18 protein-coding genes are annotated in these 17,778 nt (G+C 70.8%); 15 read left to right on the top strand and 3 right to left on the bottom strand.

What is annotated here, in order from left to right:
• Positions 1-286: 286 nt before the first annotated feature.
• Positions 287-1,099, top strand: coding sequence for a methyltransferase domain-containing protein (locus VF647_15890; protein HEX8453582.1), 813 nt, complete (start codon positions 287-289; stop codon positions 1,097-1,099).
• A gap of 64 nt (positions 1,100-1,163) precedes the next feature.
• The gene (locus VF647_15885; protein ID HEX8453581.1) at positions 1,164-1,403 is read left to right on the top strand and encodes a hypothetical protein; all 240 of its coding nucleotides are present in this window, start codon (positions 1,164-1,166) and stop codon (positions 1,401-1,403) included.
• Positions 1,404-1,723: 320 nt separating this feature from the next.
• On the opposite strand, the gene VF647_15880 is transcribed toward VF647_15885, so the two are convergent.
• Entirely contained in the window at positions 1,724-2,185 is a 462-nt protein-coding gene (locus tag VF647_15880) for a hypothetical protein (GenBank protein HEX8453580.1), read from the bottom strand.
• A 515-nt stretch (positions 2,186-2,700) separates the two neighbouring features.
• Between VF647_15880 and dtd the strand changes: the two genes are divergently transcribed.
• Genes dtd through VF647_15845 form a run of 7 tightly spaced genes read left to right on the top strand, consistent with a single transcriptional unit; the run spans position 2,701 to position 7,181 of the window.
• Positions 2,701-3,138, top strand: a complete 438-nt coding sequence (gene dtd / locus VF647_15875; GenBank protein HEX8453579.1) for a D-aminoacyl-tRNA deacylase — start codon at positions 2,701-2,703, stop codon at positions 3,136-3,138.
• A 5-nt stretch (positions 3,139-3,143) separates the two neighbouring features.
• A complete protein-coding gene (locus tag VF647_15870) occupies positions 3,144-3,743 on the top strand; it encodes a Maf family protein (GenBank protein ID HEX8453578.1) in 600 nt (199 codons plus the stop codon).
• A 4-nt stretch (positions 3,744-3,747) separates the two neighbouring features.
• Positions 3,748-4,665 carry a Nif3-like dinuclear metal center hexameric protein gene (locus VF647_15865; GenBank protein ID HEX8453577.1) on the top strand — a complete coding sequence of 306 codons (918 nt, stop codon included), beginning with the start codon at positions 3,748-3,750 and terminating at the stop codon, positions 4,663-4,665.
• Positions 4,656-4,991 (top strand): CPCC family cysteine-rich protein, encoded by a 336-nt coding sequence (locus VF647_15860; protein ID HEX8453576.1) that lies wholly within the window; start codon positions 4,656-4,658, stop codon positions 4,989-4,991. The genes VF647_15865 and VF647_15860 overlap by 10 nt, the downstream gene beginning before the upstream one ends.
• A complete protein-coding gene (glpK, locus tag VF647_15855) occupies positions 4,988-6,484 on the top strand; it encodes a glycerol kinase GlpK (GenBank protein HEX8453575.1) in 1,497 nt (498 codons plus the stop codon). The genes VF647_15860 and glpK overlap by 4 nt, the downstream gene beginning before the upstream one ends.
• Positions 6,481-6,804, top strand: coding sequence for a hypothetical protein (locus VF647_15850; GenBank protein ID HEX8453574.1), 324 nt, complete (start codon positions 6,481-6,483; stop codon positions 6,802-6,804). The genes glpK and VF647_15850 overlap by 4 nt, the downstream gene beginning before the upstream one ends.
• Positions 6,801-7,181, top strand: a complete 381-nt coding sequence (locus tag VF647_15845) for a hypothetical protein (protein HEX8453573.1) — start codon at positions 6,801-6,803, stop codon at positions 7,179-7,181. The genes VF647_15850 and VF647_15845 overlap by 4 nt, the downstream gene beginning before the upstream one ends.
• 449 nt (positions 7,182-7,630) lie before the next feature.
• On the opposite strand, the gene VF647_15840 is transcribed toward VF647_15845, so the two are convergent.
• Positions 7,631-9,424, bottom strand: coding sequence for a carboxypeptidase-like regulatory domain-containing protein (locus VF647_15840; GenBank protein HEX8453572.1), 1,794 nt, complete (start codon positions 9,422-9,424; stop codon positions 7,631-7,633).
• Between the two features lie 320 nt (positions 9,425-9,744).
• A complete protein-coding gene (locus VF647_15835; GenBank protein ID HEX8453571.1) occupies positions 9,745-11,550 on the bottom strand; it encodes a SurA N-terminal domain-containing protein in 1,806 nt (601 codons plus the stop codon).
• Positions 11,551-11,804: 254 nt separating this feature from the next.
• Between VF647_15835 and VF647_15830 the strand changes: the two genes are divergently transcribed.
• From VF647_15830 to VF647_15805, 6 genes are all read left to right on the top strand, one after another.
• On the top strand, positions 11,805-14,117 hold the full coding sequence (locus VF647_15830) for a tetratricopeptide repeat protein (GenBank protein HEX8453570.1): 2,313 nt from the start codon (positions 11,805-11,807) through the stop codon (positions 14,115-14,117).
• Complete coding sequence (gene aroQ / locus VF647_15825) at positions 14,114-14,554, top strand: type II 3-dehydroquinate dehydratase (protein ID HEX8453569.1); 441 nt, start codon at positions 14,114-14,116, stop codon at positions 14,552-14,554. The genes VF647_15830 and aroQ overlap by 4 nt, the downstream gene beginning before the upstream one ends.
• A gap of 99 nt (positions 14,555-14,653) precedes the next feature.
• Entirely contained in the window at positions 14,654-15,217 is a 564-nt protein-coding gene (gene efp, locus VF647_15820; GenBank protein HEX8453568.1) for an elongation factor P, read from the top strand.
• Complete coding sequence (gene accB / locus VF647_15815; GenBank protein HEX8453567.1) at positions 15,214-15,714, top strand: acetyl-CoA carboxylase biotin carboxyl carrier protein; 501 nt, start codon at positions 15,214-15,216, stop codon at positions 15,712-15,714. The genes efp and accB overlap by 4 nt, the downstream gene beginning before the upstream one ends.
• Positions 15,715-15,716: 2 nt before the next feature.
• Positions 15,717-16,892 (top strand): type IV pilus twitching motility protein PilT, encoded by a 1,176-nt coding sequence (locus VF647_15810; protein ID HEX8453566.1) that lies wholly within the window; start codon positions 15,717-15,719, stop codon positions 16,890-16,892.
• A gap of 13 nt (positions 16,893-16,905) precedes the next feature.
• The coding region (locus tag VF647_15805; protein ID HEX8453565.1) for a biotin carboxylase N-terminal domain-containing protein at positions 16,906-17,778 on the top strand (873 nt) is incomplete at its 3' end.

Raw genomic sequence — 17,778 nt, 5'->3', positions numbered from 1 at the left:
CGCCGGGGGATGAATCGCCGGGGGGCGCATCGGCCGGGGATGAATGGCCGGGGGTGCATCGCCGGGGGCTAAAGCCCCCGGCTGGAACTACGGGAAGACCGCTGAAGCGGTCTCGCCCGGCGGCGATGTGCGGTGCATGGCGGGGCACGGGCGCGATGAATCGCGCCCCTACGGGATCGGTGCAAACGCAGAGGGAGTTCTCCCCCTCACCCGCCCTGCGCCCCCGCAGGCGGGGGAGGGGGCCGGGGGGAGGGGGCGCTCGTAACGAGACGGTGGTGAGGGCCCATTGCACGAACGCGAATACGTCCTGGGCACCGGCGACGACGAGCTGGCGCGGCTCGGGTTCCAGCATGCGGTGTGGAGCGGGTACGCGGCGGAGGGGTGGGAGGCGGCCGGGTTCGGGCCGGGGCAGCGGATCCTGTATGTGGGATGCGGGCCCGGATACGCCTCGTTCGACCTCGCGCGGCTCGTGGGGCCGGCGGGGCACGTGCACGGCATCGACCTTTCCGCGCGCTTCATCCGCCACCTGCAGGCGGAGATCGCGGCGCGCGGCATCCCCAACGTCACCGCGGAGGAGAGCGACCTCATCACGGCGCCGCTGCCGCCCGATCGGTTCGATGGGGCGTACGCGCGCTGGGTGCTCTGCTTCGTCGCTGATCCAGAGGCGGCGGTGCGGGCGGTGGCGCGTGCGCTGCGGCCCGGCGGCGCCTTCGTGGTGCAGGACTACTCCCAGTACGATGCCGTCCAGATCGCCCCAGAGGACCCGGCGTTCGCGCGCATCTTCCCCGCGGTGGTGCGGGCGTGGCGAGAGCGCGGGGGTGACCCGAGCGTGGGCGCCGCTCTTCCCGCGATGATGGAGCGGTGCGGGCTGGAGGTCACGCACATCCGGCCCATCCGCCGCATCGGGCGTCCGGGGACGGCGTTCTGGCAGTGGCCGCGCACCTTCTTCGACAACTTCCTCCCCACGCTCGTGGACGCGGGGCTGCTAGGCGCGGACGAGCTTGCGGAGTTCGATGCGCAGTGGAAGGAGTGGGAGAGCGTGCCGGGGGCTTTCTTCGCGTCGCCGCCGATGGTGGAGGTGGTGGGCGTAAAGCGTTGATGGCCCGGCTCCTGCAACTCGCCGCGCCCGATCGCGAACGGAACCCGCACGAGGAGGATGAACAGTGGCCAGTCTCTCGCGAAAGCTTCTGTGGATGGTAGTCGGCACGGCGGCGTCGAAGGTAGTGAGGAGCCGCACCCGCAAGGCGATGCACAACGAGCACGGCGCCCCGCGCCTTCCGTACCGCGTCCGCCGCCACAGCGGCCTGGGTACCGCCATCATCTTGGCGGCGGGGACGGGCGCCCTCATGGCCCTCGCGGACGTGCTGAGCGAGCAGGGCAAGGACGCCGCCCAAGCGCGATGAGAGCAGGCGAGTAACTCGCCGCGGCGAAAGCACAAAGTCCGCCTTCGCGGACTCGTTCCCCTCGCACGGTGTCGAGGCGCGAGTCCCGCAGGGGGACTTTGTGCAATTTCTGCAGCGGAATCTGTGTGGGGATTCGCAAGTGCAGATACTGGAGGGACTTAAACTTTCTGCGGGCTCACCAAGCTGACAGGGGCGCACTGTCAGTTTGTACTAAGCAGCCTTTATCACCTTTCCAACCGACGGTAGGACCAGCGGCGCCCGCCGTTTCGCGCCTGCCTGCAAACGCGCAGGCTCACCCGTTTAGCCAAGTACATCCTTATTTATTTGATGCTCTTCAGCGCGTTGGCAAAAAGGTTATACCCGCCCCGATTGAGTGACCTGCTGGCGTTCGTCAGCTCTACCCGCTCAGTCTCAAGCTTTTCTTCGTCAAGCCAGACCTTTCGATAGATCTTACCAACTATGTCGATGGCCAACGCGGCCGTCATGTTCGGCCCAATGCTGCCGGCGCTCTCATCGACCGCGAAACGCCCGTCATTTCCAAGCGTACAGGTGTATTGGGTGACCGAACCTCTGTTGTGCCACGTGGCATGGAAGTAGGCGATTGTGCCCCCTAGGATATTGCCGAGCGTGAAATGAAGGTCTCCGTGGAAGTTGTTAAGATTCACATTTCCGTTCTTCTTGAACCAGTAGCTGACCGTTTGGGTACCGTCCGATACGTCCCTGCGGAACGTCTCTCCCATCCCAACAACGGTAGCGGCATTCGAGGGCACAATCTGCCACATATTTCCTCCCTGAGTACATGGCGCACCGCGCTGTCTCACGCGGGTGAACACTTTTAGATTAGTATGTAGACCCACTAGGCTTGGGAAAATAAGATCTCTGAGGCCATTCGGTACGATGGGCCAAGTATGTGCTGGAAACGGGTGTTATGCAAGCCTGGTCCGAATCAGCGGGGTGATGGAGTCGATTGCATCCACGCGGACTAGTCCGCTTGGATGCGTGCGGCTGGCTCCTCACGTTCCCGAAGGAGGTCGCGGGCGCAGGCGTCGTGGGCTTTGTAGAATCCAGGTGACACAGCGCAGCTCACTCAGTCCGAGTGGAAAGACCACCTGCTCCCCAGGGGAGCAGGTGTCAGTTGGTGAAGCTTCCAGCCGAGGTTGCGTTTCCTTGTCGAGCAAGATGCGCGTGCCGTCCAAGGTTTGCGGTTTCCCCCGCAACTTGCAGAGAAGTTGAACCTTGTGCGGTTCCTGCCGCGAGTTCACTCGCCCCGGCGGCTCACCGGCCCTAACTTCCCCGCATGCGAATCGTCCTCCAGCGCGTGTCGCGCGCCCGCGTCACCGTCGAGGGGCGCACCACCGGCGAAATCGGCCGCGGCCTGCTCCTCCTCGCCGGCTTCACGGAGGGGGACGGCGAGGAGGCGCTCGCGTGGATGGCGGACAAGGTGGTCGGGCTGCGCATCTTCCCCGATGACGAGGGGAAGATGAACCGCTCGCTGGAGGAGGCGGACGGCGCGCTGCTCGTCGTGTCGCAGTTCACCCTCTACGGTGACGCGCGCAAGGGAAGGCGGCCGTCGTTCGTGGATGCCGCGCGGCCCGAGACCGCAATCCCGCTGTACGAGCGCTTCCTCGAGCTGCTGCGCGCCACCGGCCGCCCCGTGCAGACGGGCGAGTTCGGCGCGATGATGGAGGTGGAGCTGGTCAACGACGGCCCCGTAACCCTGGTCCTGGAACGCTGATCCCGATGTCCGACTCGCCCCGCATCGTCCTCGCCTCCCAGTCCCCGCGCCGCGCCGAGCTGATCGGGCGGCTGGGGCTCGTCTTCGACACCATCCCCGCCGACCTGGACGAAAGCTACCGCGACGGCGAGACGCCCCCCGAACACGCCGAACGCCTGGCGCGCGACAAGGCCCAGCACGTCGCCGCCGCGCACCCGGACGCGCTTGTGGTGGGATCGGACACCATCGTGGTGGTCGATGGCGACGTGCTCGGCAAGCCGCGCGACACGGCGCAGGCGGTGGAGATGCTGACGCGGCTCGCGGGGCGGGAGCACGAGGTGTGCACCGGGATCGCGGTGGTGCAGGGGGGGCGCGTGGAGAGCGGGCTGGAGCGCGTCCGCGTCCGCTTCCGTGCGCTCGACCGCCGCGCGTGCGAGGAGTACGTCGCCACCGGCGAGCCGATGGACAAGGCGGGCGCGTACGGCATCCAGGGCTTCGGCAGCGCGCTGGTGGAGGGGATCGAGGGCGACTACTTCTCCGTGATGGGTCTGCCCGTGGTGCACATGCTGAAGCTGTTCGAGCGCTTCGGCTGGCGCTACGCCTTCGGCGAGCTGCGGCGCGGGTAGGGCGATGGAGCAGCTGGATGCGCTCGTGGCACGCCTCGACGCGCTCTTTGCCGTCGATGAGGTGGAGCGCGATCCGGGCTTCTCCATCTTCGTGCCGATGGTGTACGACGCGGCCGGGTTCGACTGGCGGCGCACCTTTCAGCCCGAGTTCGTACGGCGGTTCAACGGGTTGATGCTGCGTGCCGGTCCGCGCGTGAACACCGTCTTCTGCGCCGCGTTTCCATCGGCAGAGGTGCTGGAAGAGTTCCTGCGCGCCGCGGCGCCCGGCGACCTCCTCTTCTGCCATCACCCCATCGACCTGCGCTCCGGCGATCCGCGCGGCGAGCCCGGCGCCGGCTTCGTCCCCATCGCGCCCGCCACGCTGCGGCGCCTGGCGGAGCGCGAGCTTTCGGTCTACGCCTGCCACGCGCCGATGGACACCGCGCGCGGCGAAGTCGGCACGACGGTGGCGATGGTGGAAGCGCTCGGCGCCACGCCCGATGCCGAGTTTTACGCCTACGGCAACGGGTTTGCGGGTGTGGTCTGCGCCGCCACCGCGCGCTCCGCGGACGAGTGGCAGGCGGAGCTGCTGGGCACCTTCGGCGTGCCGTACCTGGACGTCGCCGGCGGCGCGCCGGGCGTCATCGAGCGCATCGCCATCGTCCCCGGCGGCGGCAACTCCGTCGATGCCATGCGTGAGGCGGAAGGGTTGGGTGCGCAGGCGTACATCACTGGCGAGATCCGCTCGTACGCGGACAACGACTACGGCCGCGAGAACCGTGCGGAAATCGACGCCTACCTCGCGAGCAGCGGGATGTGGCTCGCGGGCGTCTCGCACGTCGCATCAGAGGAGCTGGTGATGAAGCGGCAGATGGTTCCGTGGCTCGCGGCCCATTGCGCCGTCGAGGCCCACTTCATCGCGGAGCCGCGCGCGTGGCGCTGAGCTCGCCCGCGTGCCTGCGGGGCGGGGCAGGGCCGGAGCGCTTCCCGTGCCCCTGCTGCGGCCATCTCGTCTTCGGCACGGCGCCGGGTTCGCACGAGATCTGCCCGGTCTGCTTCTGGGAGGACGACGCCGCGCAGCTCCGCGATCCGATGACGCTCGGTGCCAACGCGGTCACCCTGGCGGAAGCGCAGCGCAACTTCGCGGAGCTCGGCGCGTGCGAGGCGCGCGTGGCCGCCTTCGTCCGCCCGCCGGCCGCGGACGAGCCGCGCGATCCGCTTTGCCGGCCGATCGACCCGACCCCATCCTCCACCCGCGCATCCACATGATCCTTGCGATCGATGAAGGGACGACCGGCGTCACCTGTCTGGTGATCGACGTGGAGGGGCGGGTGCGGGGGCGTGGATACAGCGAGTTCGGCCAGCACTTTCCGCGGCCGGGGTGGGTGGAGCACGACGCGGAGGAGATCTGGGAGACGACGCGCCGCGTGGCCGCCGCCGCTGTCGCGGATGCGGATATGGCGATGGAGGGGCTCGCGGGGATCGGCATCACCAACCAGCGCGAGACGATCGTGCTCTGGAACCGCGCCACGGGCCGTCCGCTGCATCGCGCCCTAGTCTGGCAGGACGGCCGCACCGCCGACGTCTGCCGCGCCCTCAAGGATGCGGGCCACGAGGAGGACGTCCGCGCGCGCACCGGACTCGTGATCGACCCGTATTTCAGCGGCACCAAGCTGTCGTGGCTCCTGGACAACGTCCCCGATGCGCGCCGCCGCGCGGAGGCTGGGGAGCTGGCGGCGGGGACCATCGACAGCTGGCTGGTTTGGAAGCTCACCGGCGGCGGCCTGCACCTGACCGACCCGACCAACGCCTCGCGCACCCTCCTCTACTCGCTGGACGACGGCGCGTGGGACCCGGCGATGCTGGACCTGTTCGGCGTCCCGGCGGCGGTGCTCCCGCAGGTGCGCGCCTCCAGCGAGGTCTACGGCGCGACATCCGGTGACGCATTCGGCAGCGAGGTCCCCATCGCGGGGATCGCGGGGGACCAGCAGGCGGCGCTCTTTGGCCACGGCTGCTGGACGGCGGGGGAGGGGAAGAACACGTACGGCACGGGCGCCTTCCTCCTGGTGAACACCGGCGCCGAGCGCGTGGCGTCGAAGCACGGGATGCTCACCACCGCCGCCTGCGGCCCGCGCGGCGAGCGGGCGTTCGCGCTGGAGGGCTCCATCTTCATCGCGGGCGCCGCGGTGCAGTGGCTCCGCGACGGGCTCGGCATCGTGGAGCAGGCCGAGGAGACGGACGCGCTGGCCCGCTCGCTGGAGAGCAACGACGGCGTCTACTTCGTCCCGGCGTTCACGGGCCTGGGTGCGCCGCACTGGGAGCCGCGGGCTCGGGGCACGCTCTTCGGCCTCACGCGCGGGAGCACGCGGGCGCACGTGGCGCGCGCCGCGCTCGAGGCCATGGCCTACTCCACCGCCGACGTGGTGGAGGCGATGCAGGCCGACGCGGGCGTCACCCTCCCCGAGCTGCGGGTGGACGGCGGCGCCACCTCCAACGACTGGCTGATGCAGTACCAGGCGGACGTGCTGGGCGTCCCCGTGCGCCGCCCCGCGATGGTGGAGGTGACGGCACGCGGCGCGGCGGGGCTCGCCGGCCTGGCTACGGGAGTGTGGCGCACGCCCGAGGAGCTGGACGCGGCGCGCCCCGAGGAAACGGTATTCACCCCCGCCGCGGACGACGCCGCGCGCGGGGAATGGCAGCGCGGATGGCGCCGGGCGGTGGGCGCGGCGCGCGCGTGGGCCGCAACGGAGGAGGAATCGTGAACCACCTGATGCTCTGCCTGTGCCTTTCGCTGGGCAGGGGCCCGGACACCCCCGCGGACCGCTTCTTCGCGGAAGACAAGCTGAAGCACTTCGCCGTCTCCTTCGTCTTCACCAGCCTGGCGTCCAGCGGCGCGCGTGCGGCCGGCCTGGGCCGCACCCCCAGCCTCACAGCGGGCGCCGCGGCGGGGATGGGGCTGGGCATCGCCAAGGAGCTGCGCGACCGCCGCTCCCCCGAAACAAGCACCGCCTCGCTCTACGACCTCGCCTGGGACGCCATCGGCGTCGGCACGGCGACCGTGCTGGTGGCCCAGGCCCGATGAGCGTACCGGAAGTCGCCGCGCGCTTCAGCTTTTCCGGCCAGGCGACGGAGGGGCGCGCCCGCGTGCTGGAGCGCACCGCGGGCTGGCGCCGCTCGGCCGCGCTCAAGGAACTGGCGTGGTGGCTGCTGGCGCCGGCCGTCTTCTTCATCCCCCCGCACATCCCGTGGGTGCTGCTGGTGCTGGGGATGGGCGCCTTTCGCGCGTTCGGCCGCCTTCGCGAGCACCGCACCCTCCTCTGGCTGCACGGCCCCTGCCCCAAGTGCGGCACCGCCCAGGACTACACCGAGCTCGGCCGCATGCGCGACCCGCACATGGTGCAGTGCGCGAGCTGCCGCTGGTCCGTGCAGGCGGAGGTGGCGAGGGGGGTGGTGGGGTAGGGAAGGGCGGGGCCCTCACCCCCGGCTCGTTACACTCGCCTGCCCCCTCTCCCGATAACAGGAGAGGGCTGCGCCCTCCTGTCATCGAGAGAGGGGGCTTGTGTCGCGCAGGGCCCCCTCCCCCCGCCCGCGGGGGCGCAGGGCGGGTGAGGGGGAGAACACCCTCTGCGCTGCACCGATCCCGTAGGGGCGCGATTTATCGCGCCCGTGCCCCGCGATGCACCGCACATTGCCGGCTGGCGAGACCGCTTCAGCGGTCTTCCCGTAGTTCCAGCCGGGGGCTTCAGCCCCCGGCGATGCCGCCGGCGCCCGCCGATCCGAGCCTGCGAAGGCAGGCTTCCCGCGGTTGTTGCAGCGGTTTCAACCGCCGGGCCACCCCCAGGACCAAACCCCAGGACCAACCCCCAGGGCCAACCCCAGGGCCAACCCCCCGGCCAACCCCCAGCCCCCTACCTCGCCAGCGTCGTCCACACCACGACCGCCCCGCACGCGCGCCTGCGCCCGGAGCTGTTGTAGTGCGCGGCGATGTTGAACTCGCCGGGGACGTCGGTGCCCTCGTAGATCTCCACTGCGACAACGTCCTCTCGCCGCAGCCGGTTCAGCTCCTTGGCCGCCACCCGCCGCCCGTCCAGGAACACGGGGACCCAGCAGGTGAGCCCGAGCTGGCTCCGGAGAAAGGTGATGCCGTCGTCGTCGCCGGTCGGCACGGCGAAGATGCGCCGCGTGCCGGTGATGTGATCCGTGATCCGCCCCCGCCCCTTGTTCCGGAACTCGTCGCCGCTCCAGTGCGTGCCGAAGCCGCGCTCCTTACGCTCGTAGAAGCCGAGCCGTGTGAGAATGCGCGTCTGCGCCGCCGCCGTACCCGTCACCCCCTCCAGCTGCACGACGCGCAGAGAGTCGCGGCCGGCCACGACGACCGGCGCCGCGCGCCGCGGGAGAGAGAGTTGCACGGCGCTCTCCCCATCCGCCACGGCCACCTCGGCGGCATCGGGCTTCCACTGCAGCGAGTCCGCGCGCGGGTGCGTGAACTCCACCTCGTAGCGCCCCGCCGGCACCTCGGCGATGCGGAACGCGCCGGACGCGTCGGTCGTCGCGGAGTGCCCGGTGCCGGCCAGCCTCACCACGGCGCCCGCGAGCGGGCGGGCGCGGGTGCTGTCGAATACCGTTCCCGCCACCACCCCGGTGACGGCCGTCGCGCCGGCGCCCAAGACCTCGGCCCCCACCTCCGAGATGGAGACGACGCCCACGGGCGCATCCGCCACGCTCCGCCCCCTGGGATTCACCACCCGTCCCACCACGGGAAGGCGCAGCTTCCACCGGTTCACGATCCACGTCCCCACGTCCGTCTGGTCGAACTCCACGGTGCCGCCCCAGCTGTCGCCCCGGGCGATCGCGGCCAAGCCGGTGTAGGCGAACTCCATGAAGCGCAGCTCGGCGCTGGCCGGGTCCAGCCACAGCGTGCCCTGCACGTCGGGAAGGCGCCTCCCGCGCACCGGCTCGAACGCCAGCCCGATCATCCCCGCCGCCTCGCCGCTTCCCGGCACCACGCGGAAGCAGTGCCCGTCCAGGAACTCGTCCGAGAGAAGGACCTGCGCGTCGGGCGCAAAGAACACGTTGTCGCGCCCCTCGCGCCGCACGTAGCCGTCGCGCGCGAGCTCATCCGGCGGCAGGCTGCGAAAGGGGACGAGGCTCCGGCCACGCGTGGTGTCCTCCTGCGCGGCCCGCGTCATCGACGTGGAAGCATCCAGCTCCCGGCGGAAGCGGCGAATGGTGTAGAGGGTGCCCGCGCTCCTCTCCGACAGCCGCGTGGCGGAGAGCACCTTGCGCGTCTCCTCCCACACGGCGGCGGTGCGGGCACCGGCGCGCGGGTTCACCACGCACCCGCGGTCGCCGGCGACCGCCTTGATCCCCTCGAGCTGCACCCCCCCGCTCTCCGCCGCCAGCCGCAGCGTGAATGTCTCCCCCGCCGCCAGGGAGAAGGGCGCGGAGAGCGTGGATGCGTGGCCCACCCGCTCCGCGCGCACCCGGTACCGTCCCGCGGCGGGCGCGGTAAGCGTGAAGCCCCCGTTCGCCCTGCTCGAAGCGGCCGCCACCGCCCGCCCGCCCTCATCCAGCAGCGTGACGGTGGCCCCGGCGAGCGGCGTCCCCCGGTCCGCCGCCACCAGCGTACCCGCTACCGTCTGCGCCACCAGCGCCCCCGGGATCGCGGAACAGGCGAGGACAAGTGCCAGCGTGCGTCGCATGGGAGGCTCCTGCTGCGGGTATGTGGGAGGCGGGTGCACGGACCCGAACGGGGAACGTACAAAAGGGGAGGACGCATTCACAACCATGCGTCTCTAACGAGCCTTAACGCGTGACCTGACCCCCGAGCCGCGCCGCCCACGGGCGCGATAAATCGCGCCCCTACCGGATCTGCGCAACGCACCCAGCAGTTCTCCCCCTCCCACGCCCTGCGCCCCCGCAGTGCGGGGGAGGGGGCCGGGGGGAGGGGGCACCAAAAACCGCCCCGCCCTCCATCACGGAGAGCGGGCGGCGAATCGTCCAGCGAGCCGTCGGCCGCGGGTCAGGAAACCCCGAGCTTCTCCCGCTTGTCCTCGATATCGGCGTTGCGGCGCGCGCTCTGCAGCCAGCGCTCGATGGTGCCCTGCTGCATCTGGTAGCTCACGCTTGCGCGCTGCTGCTCCTTCTGCGCCTCCCACGCCTTGCGGTCCGCGGGCACGCGCTGCGTGGGGCGGATGATGAAGAGGCCTGTCGGCGTCTCCACCACGCTGCTCACCTGGCCCACGGGGGTGCCGAACGCCGCGCCGATCGCAGCGTTGGCCTGCCCCAGGATCGGGTTCGGCTCCACGCGGGCAAAGGGCCCGGCCACGCCCACGGTCAACCCGCGCGCGGCAGCCACCTGCGCCAGCGGGCGCCCGGCGCGCACCTCGGCCACCATCTTCTCGCCGGCCACACGGGCCTGCGCGCGCTTCTTCCGCACGATCAGGTCGCGGCGGATCTGCGGCGTCGCCTCGGCCAGCGTCATGCGGCCCTTGGGGGCGTAGCTCTCCAGCTGGAGCACGTACAGCGCGTTGTCGTTCTCGAAGACGTCGCTCATCACCGGCTTGCCGTCCTCGCTCTCGCCGGGGTTGGCGGCCCAGTTCAGCGCTTCCTGCGCCGGGCCCACGCCGGGGATCACCGGGAGCGACTCGGTCACCGTGACGCCGCGGCGCAGGGTGGCGCCCACTGCGCGGGCCGCGCGGTCCATCCCGGAGCGCTCCGCCAGGGTGCGCAGCGAGTCCGCCCGCACGTCCAGCTTGGCCAGCTCCGCCTCGGACTTGCCGATGGGGAGCAGGATGTGGCGCGCCTTCACCTGGTCGCCCGTGCGCTCCTGCACCTGGATCAGGTGCAGCCCGAACTGCGTCTCCACCGGCTGCGAGATCTCGCCCACCGGGAGCGAGAAGGCCACCGAGTCGAACGCGCCCACCATCTGGCCGCGCCCAAAGGTGCCCAGGTCGCCGCCTTTCTGGGCGCTGCCGGGGTCCTGGCTCTCGCGCGCCGCGATCGCGGCGAAGTCGCCGCCGCCCACCAGCTCCTGGCGGATGCGCAGCGCGTTCTGCACCGCGGCCTGCTTGTCCGCGTCGGTCAGGTTCTTGGGGATGAACGCCACCGTCAGCCGCGCCGTGCGCGGACGCTCGAAGCGGTCCGGGTTGTCGCGGAAGAAGTCGCGCACCTCGGCGTCGGTCACGTTCACCTGGCCGGGCGCCAGCTTCGACAGGTCGAGCGCCACGTACTCCACGGTGGCGCGCTCATTCTGGTCCTGGAAGGCGCGCCACAGCTCCGCATCGGTCACGCGGGCACCCGCCGCGAGCTGCCGCTGGAGCTTCATGCGCGGCAGCATGGCGCGGTAGTAGCCCTCGATCTGCGCCAGCAGCTCGTCGCTCGCCTGCGGGCTGGCCAGGAACGACTGGTACTTGCGGATGTCGAACTGCCCGTTCGACTGGAAGATCTCCTGCTGCGAGATCTGCGGGTGCGGGAACGAGCGGGCGGCCAGCACGATCTCGCCGTCCGTCACGTTGATCCCGCGGCGCTCCATCTCCTGGCGCAGCAGGGCGTCGGTCACCAGCTCGTCCCACGCGCGCTCGCGGATCTGGCGCTGCTCCTCGGGCGTGATGCGCGTGGTGCCGCCCTGCTGCGCCTGCTGCGTGAGCGTCTCCACCGCGTTCTGGTACGCCAGCAGCGTGATCGGCTCCCCGTTCACGCTCCCCAGCTCGTTGGGCGCGCTGCGGCCGGTCTCGGCGATGATCCCCCAGACCATGAAGAGGAGAAAGAACACGACCGTGGGAAAGATGATGAACTTTCCGGCCTTGCTGCGGATGAACTCCATCATGTGGGCGTCAAACTCCGGAAGTGCGCCGCGAGGTCGCGGCGGAAGCATGTGGTTTGCGAGGGTGCCGCGGACCGCCTGATGGGCGAAAGTGAAGGCCGCAAAGATACTTACCCCGGCCGTTCGCCGCAACCCGTGCCCCCGCGTACCCCGCACGCCCGCGCGAGGTTGCCGTTGACCCATGGTGCCGCGAGGCTTAAGTTGCGTTCCCTGTCCCTAAAATCCGCCCGCAACACCCCTCCCAGGCACGAGCCGCCATGCCCGACATCTCGCCCGAGCTTGCCGCCCGGATCGAGCAGCTGAGGAGCAGCCACGACGGCAACCCGTCGCGCTTCTTCATGCCGCTCGCTTCCGCGTACCGCGAAGCGGGCGACCTGGGGCGGGCGGAGGAGCTGCTGCGCGAGAACCTCAAGCGCCACCCTGGCTACCTGAGCGCGCATGTCCTGCTGGGGCGCTGCCTGGCGGACCGCGGGGCCACGGAAGAGGCGCGCAACGAGTTCGGCTACGTCCTCTCCATCGACCCGCAGAACCTGATCGCCCTGCGCACGCTCGGTGAGATGGCCGCCTCAGTGGGCGACACGGCCGAGGCGCGCCGCTGGTACGGCGAGCTGCTGTCCGTCGATCCCATGAGCGCCGAGGCGCGGCAGGCGCTCGATGCGCTCGACTCCGCCCCCGCTCCCGATCCGTCGGACGGATGGGACCCGTTCGAGCACGGCGGCGCTTCGCCCGAGGCGGTGGATTCGTCGTCCGGCGAGCCCGCGCCCGCTTACGGCGAGACGCGCATCGACGACTCCTCGTTCGACGAGCCGGAGCTCATGGACGCGCCGGACTTCGACGTGCCCGCCACGCTGGAGCCGTCGCCGGAGCTGGGCTTCGGCGGGGTAAGCCTCCCGTCGCATTCGCACGCCGAGGAGCCGGCCGCCGACGAGCCCCCCGCGGACCTCTCGGGCTGGGGCGACGTGAGCCTGGACGAGCCGTTCGAGTCCGCCCCCGCCGCCGCGGCCCCGGACGCGCTCGACTTCGGCGCGGTGGACGATTGGAGCAGCGCGCCCGCCGAGCCGCAGCCCGCCGCGGATGCCCGCTGGAACGACGCGCCGGACGAGCCGGTCGAGCTGCGCTCCTTCCACGACGAGGACGCGGTCGGCGAGGACGAGGTGGAGATGGTCACGGAGACGATGGCGGAGCTGTACTACCGCCAGGGCTTCGTGGACCGTGCCGCCGACGTGTACCGCGAGCTGGTCGCCCGCCGCGGCCACGAGCCCGCCCTCATCGGCCGCCTCGCCGAGCTGGAGACGGAGCTCCGCAACCCCGCCGGCGAGACGCCCGCGCCCGCCGCCGTGCAGGAGGAAGAAGCCACGCCGTCGTGGCTGGACGCGGTGGACGCCGCGATGACCGGCGCCGCCCCGCCGCCGCTCCCCGCCATGAGCTTCGACGCGGAGCCCGCCCTCCCCGAGCCGCTCCCCGCGATGACCTTTGCGGAAGAGAGCACGACGGTGGAGCCGCTCCCCGCCATGAGCTTCGCGCAGGACGAGCCGGCCAGCGACTTCGCCGGCGCGCAGGGCGATGAATCGTCCGCGGATACGTTTGCGGAATCGTTCGCGAACGGCTTCGATGGCCCCGAGACGCACCCCGTGACGGCGGAGGAAGCGGAACCCGCCTACGCCGCCCCGTTCGACGCCGAGCGCGACGCCTGGACGCCGCCGACAGTGGAGCCCACCGCCCCTATCGAGGACGCCGCGTTCGAGATGGAGCCCGCCTTCGCCGCGGAGTCCATCGCGGACGCGCCCTTTGCCGCGGAGCCCGTCTCGGCCCAGGCGGATGCGGAGCAGGGGACGGAAGGCAGCGAGTCGGTGGCGGCGTATCTCTGGTCGATCCTCTCCTGGCGCCCGGGCGCGACTCCCGCGTACGAGGCCGAGTCGTACGCCACGGACGTGGAGCCGGCCGCGCCCGCCCCGCTCGAGTACAACCCGCCCGACATCGAGCCCGAAGCGGGCGCTCCGCCTCCCGCCGAGCCGTGGGACGACGTGACACTGGGCGCCGCGGAGGAGCAGCCGCCGCTGGACGAGCCCTGGATGGCGGATGGCCCGGCCGAAGCGGAGCTCACCTCGGCGAACGACGAAGACGAGCCGTGGGCGGTCCCGGCCGCGCCCACCGAGAACATCCTCCCCGCGGACGACGCGGCGGGGGCGATCGACGAGCTTCCGTGGCTCGCGCTGGACGAGCCGGTGGCCGCTTCGGAGCCTGACGCGGATCAGTTCGCGCCGCCCGTGGAGGATTTCGCGCCCGCGGGAACGGAAGGTGCCGGGGACGCGGCGGACGAGCCGATGCCGTGGGAGATGGAGCTGGACCTTCCGCCCGTGACGGAGGTCGCGCCGGCCCCGGCGCCCGCGGAGCCGGTGGGCGGGTTCTCGTTCGAGGACTTCTTCTCGGAGCCGGCCCCCGCGCCCGCGCCGCCGCCGGCCCCCGCGCCGCAGCCTGCGCCCCCCGCGGCCCCGGCCGCCGATGCGGCGGGCGACGACGACGAGGACTTGGAGAGCTTCCAGGCGTGGCTGCAGAGCCTCAAGCGTTGAGGATCGGGGTCGTACACGGCCCCAACCTCAACCTCCTGGGCACGCGCGAGCCCGCGACGTACGGGAGCGCGACACTGGAAGAGGTGAACGCCGGAGTGGCGTCGCTGGCGGCCGAGCTGGGCGTGGAAGTGGAGTTCTTTCAATCTAACCACGAGGGCGCGCTGGTGGACCACGTGCACGAGGCGGCGGGGCGCGTGGGCGGGTTCGTGGTGAACGCGGGCGCCTACACGCACACCAGCATCGCGTTGCGCGACGCGCTGGCGGGAGTGGCGCGTCCTTACGTGGAGGTGCATCTTAGCAACGTCTTCGCCCGCGAGCGCTTCCGGCACCGCTCGTATCTCGCCGCCGGCGCGGCCGGCATCGTCTCCGGCTTCGGCGCGGAGAGCTACAGGCTGGGGCTGCGGGCGCTGGTGGAGATTTTGAAAAGAAGTGCGTAAGTGCGTAAGTGCGCTGGATCGAAAAACGCACTCACGCACTAACGCACTAACGCACTAACAAACCGAACCTTCAGTCAGCACCGAACTTAGGAGAGTTCCTTGGCAACGACGGCCGATTTCCGCAACGGGATGGTCATCAGCATGGATGGCGTGCTGTGGAGCATCCTCTGGTTCCAGCACCACAAGCCCGGCAAGGGGAACACCGTGGTGCGCAGCAAGCTCAAGAACGTCCTCACCGGCAACGTGCTGGAGAAGACGTTCCGCGCGGGCGAGCGCATCGACGAGGTGCGGCTCGAGCACCGGCCGATCCAGTACTCGTACAACGACGGCGAGTTCTACTACTTCATGGACCAGCAGACCTACGACCAGATCCCGCTCGCGGCCGCGGTGATCGGCGAGGACCAGCTGAAGTACCTCAAGGAAGGGATGGAGTGCGACGGGCTGGTGCACGGCGAGAGCGTGATCGCCGTGGAGCTGCCGTTCTTCGTCACGCTGCAGGTCACGCAGACCGACCCGGGCGTGCGCGGCGACACCGCCACCGGGGGCACCAAGCCCGCCACGCTGGAGACCGGCGCCGTGGTGCAGGTGCCTCTCTTCCTCAACGAGGGCGACCTCATTCGCGTCGACCGGCGCGAAGACAAGTACATCGAGCGCGCGAAATGATCGACCTCGACTTTCTCCGCGGCCTCATCAGCGCGGTGGACGACAGCGGGATCGACTCCCTGGAGATCGCCCGCGGCGGAACCCGCATCCGCATCCACAAGACCCCGCCCCCCGCGCCCGTGAGCGCCGCGGCGGCCCCCGCGCAGGTGGTGCACGCCGCCGCGCCCGCCCCCGCACCCGCGGCGGCTCCGGCGGCGGCCTCCGCGGCGCCCGCGGCAGGCGGCGCGGTGCAGGCGGCACCCGCGGGCGGCAACCTGGTGGAGGTCAAGAGCCCCATGGTGGGGACGTACTACCGCTCCCCCGCGCCCGAGGCCCCGGCCTACGTGGAGCTGGGCACGCGCGTCGCCAAAGGGCAGACGCTGTGCATCCTGGAGGCGATGAAGCTGATGAACGAGCTGGAGTCCGACGTCGCCGGCATCGTGCGCGAGATCCTGGTGGAGAACGGCGAGCCCGTGGAGTACGGGCAGGTCCTCTTCCGCATCGAGCCGGCGGCCTGACCATGGCCGAAGCGGTCCGCAGCGCGGAAACGCCGCCACGCCCCGCGCAGCGCGAGTTCGTACTTCGCGAGGCGCTGGACGAGCTGGTGCGGCGCCAGGGCTCCGACCTGCACCTCAAGGTCGGCCGCCCGCCCATGCTGCGCGTGCAGGGCGAGCTGGTGGAGACGTCGCTCGCCACGCTACGTCCGGAGGACCTCAGGCGCTGCTCCGAGCAGACGCTCAACCCCCGCCAGCGCGAAGAGTTCGCCGAGAAGAAGGAGATCGACTTCGCCATCGGGGTGAGCGGGCTGGGGCGCTTCCGCACCAACATCTTCCACCAGCGCGGCACGCTGGGGATGACCTTTCGCGCCATCCCCATGGAAGTGCCGGGGCTGGACACGCTGGAGCTGCCGGAGGCGCTGCAGCAGATCGCCCTCCTTCCGCGCGGCCTGGTGCTGGTGACGGGGGTGACGGGGAGCGGAAAGAGCACCACGCTGGCCGCCATGATCCGCCACCTCAACGAGCGGCGCGCGGTCAACATCGTCACCGTGGAGGATCCCATCGAGTTCCTCCACCGGGACACCAAGGCCATCATCAGCCAGCGCGAAGTGGGGACGGACACGCACTCCTTCCACGACGCGCTGCGCCACGTGCTGCGGCAGGACCCGGACGTCATCATGCTCGGCGAGATCCGCGACCGCCCGTCGATGGAGACGGTGCTCAAGGCGGCGGACACCGGGCACCTGGTGATGAGCACGCTGCACACGACCGACGCGGCGCAGACCATCGGCCGCATCATCTCGTTCTTTCCGCCGCACCAGCACGCGGAGATCCGCGGGGTGCTGAGCAACGCCCTGCGCGCCATCGTGTCGCTGCGGCTGATCCCGCGCGCGGACGGGCCCGGGCGCGTCCCCGCCGCCGAGGTGATGGTGAACACCGCCGCCATCTCGCAGCTCATCCGCACGGGCGACGATTCGCAGAGCATCCCGGAGCTGATCGCGGACGGCCGCGTGCAGTACGGGATGCAGACGTTCGACCAGAGCCTGCTCGAGCTGTACGGCCGCGGCGCCATCTCGTACGAGTGGGCGATGCACTACGCGTCGAACCCCTCGGAGTTCGCGCTGCGCGCTTCCGGAGTGGAGAGCGGCGAGCAGGAGACCTGGGGTGGGCCGCCGGCCTCCCCCCGTTCCGACCGATAAATCCCCGAGAGACGTGTTCCGTAAAGTCCTGATCGCGAACCGCGGCGAGATCGCCCTGCGGGTCATCCGCGCCTGCAAGGAGCTGGGGATCCGCACCGTAGCGGTCTACTCCGAAGCAGACCGCGAGTCGCTGCACGTGCGCTTCGCAGACGAAGACGTGTGCATCGGCCCGCCGCCCGCGCGCGAAAGCTACCTGAACATCCCCCGCATCATCGCCGCGGCGGAGATCACGGGCGCGGACGCCATCCACCCCGGCTACGGCTTCCTGGCCGAGAACGCGGAGTTCAGCGAGATCTGCGAGCGCAGCGAGCTGACCTTCATCGGCCCCACGCCGCAGCAGATCCGCATGATGGGCGACAAGGCCACCGCGCGCCGCACCATGCGCGAGGTGGGCGTCCCCATCGTCCCCGGAACCGACGCCATCTCCGACGTGGACGAGGCGCTGGCCAGGGCGGAGGAGATCGGCTTCCCCGTGCTCATCAAGGCCGCGGCCGGCGGGGGCGGGAAGGGGATGCGCGTGGCGCTGGACGCGGACGAGTTCGCCCGTTCCTTCACCATGGCGCGCAACGAAGCCGCCGCCGCGTTCGGCGACGACTCCGTGTACGTGGAAAAGTACCTGGCCCGTCCGCGCCACATCGAGTTCCAGATCCTGGGCGACAGCCACGGCCGCGTGATCCACCTGGGCGAGCGCGACTGCTCCATCCAGCGCCGCCACCAGAAGCTGCTGGAGGAGGCACCTTCCCCGGCGCTGGACGACGACCTGCGCGCGCGCATGGGCGAGGCGGCGGTGCGCGGGGCCAAGGCGATCGACTACGTGGGCGCGGGGACCATCGAGATGCTGCTGAACGACGACGGGTCGTTCTACTTCATGGAGATGAACACGCGC

This window comes from Longimicrobium sp. (assembly GCA_036387335.1).
Lineage (GTDB): Bacteria > Gemmatimonadota > Gemmatimonadetes > Longimicrobiales > Longimicrobiaceae > Longimicrobium.
Note: the sequence above shows the minus strand (reverse complement) of the source record. Positions and strands in the feature narration are given on the sequence as shown.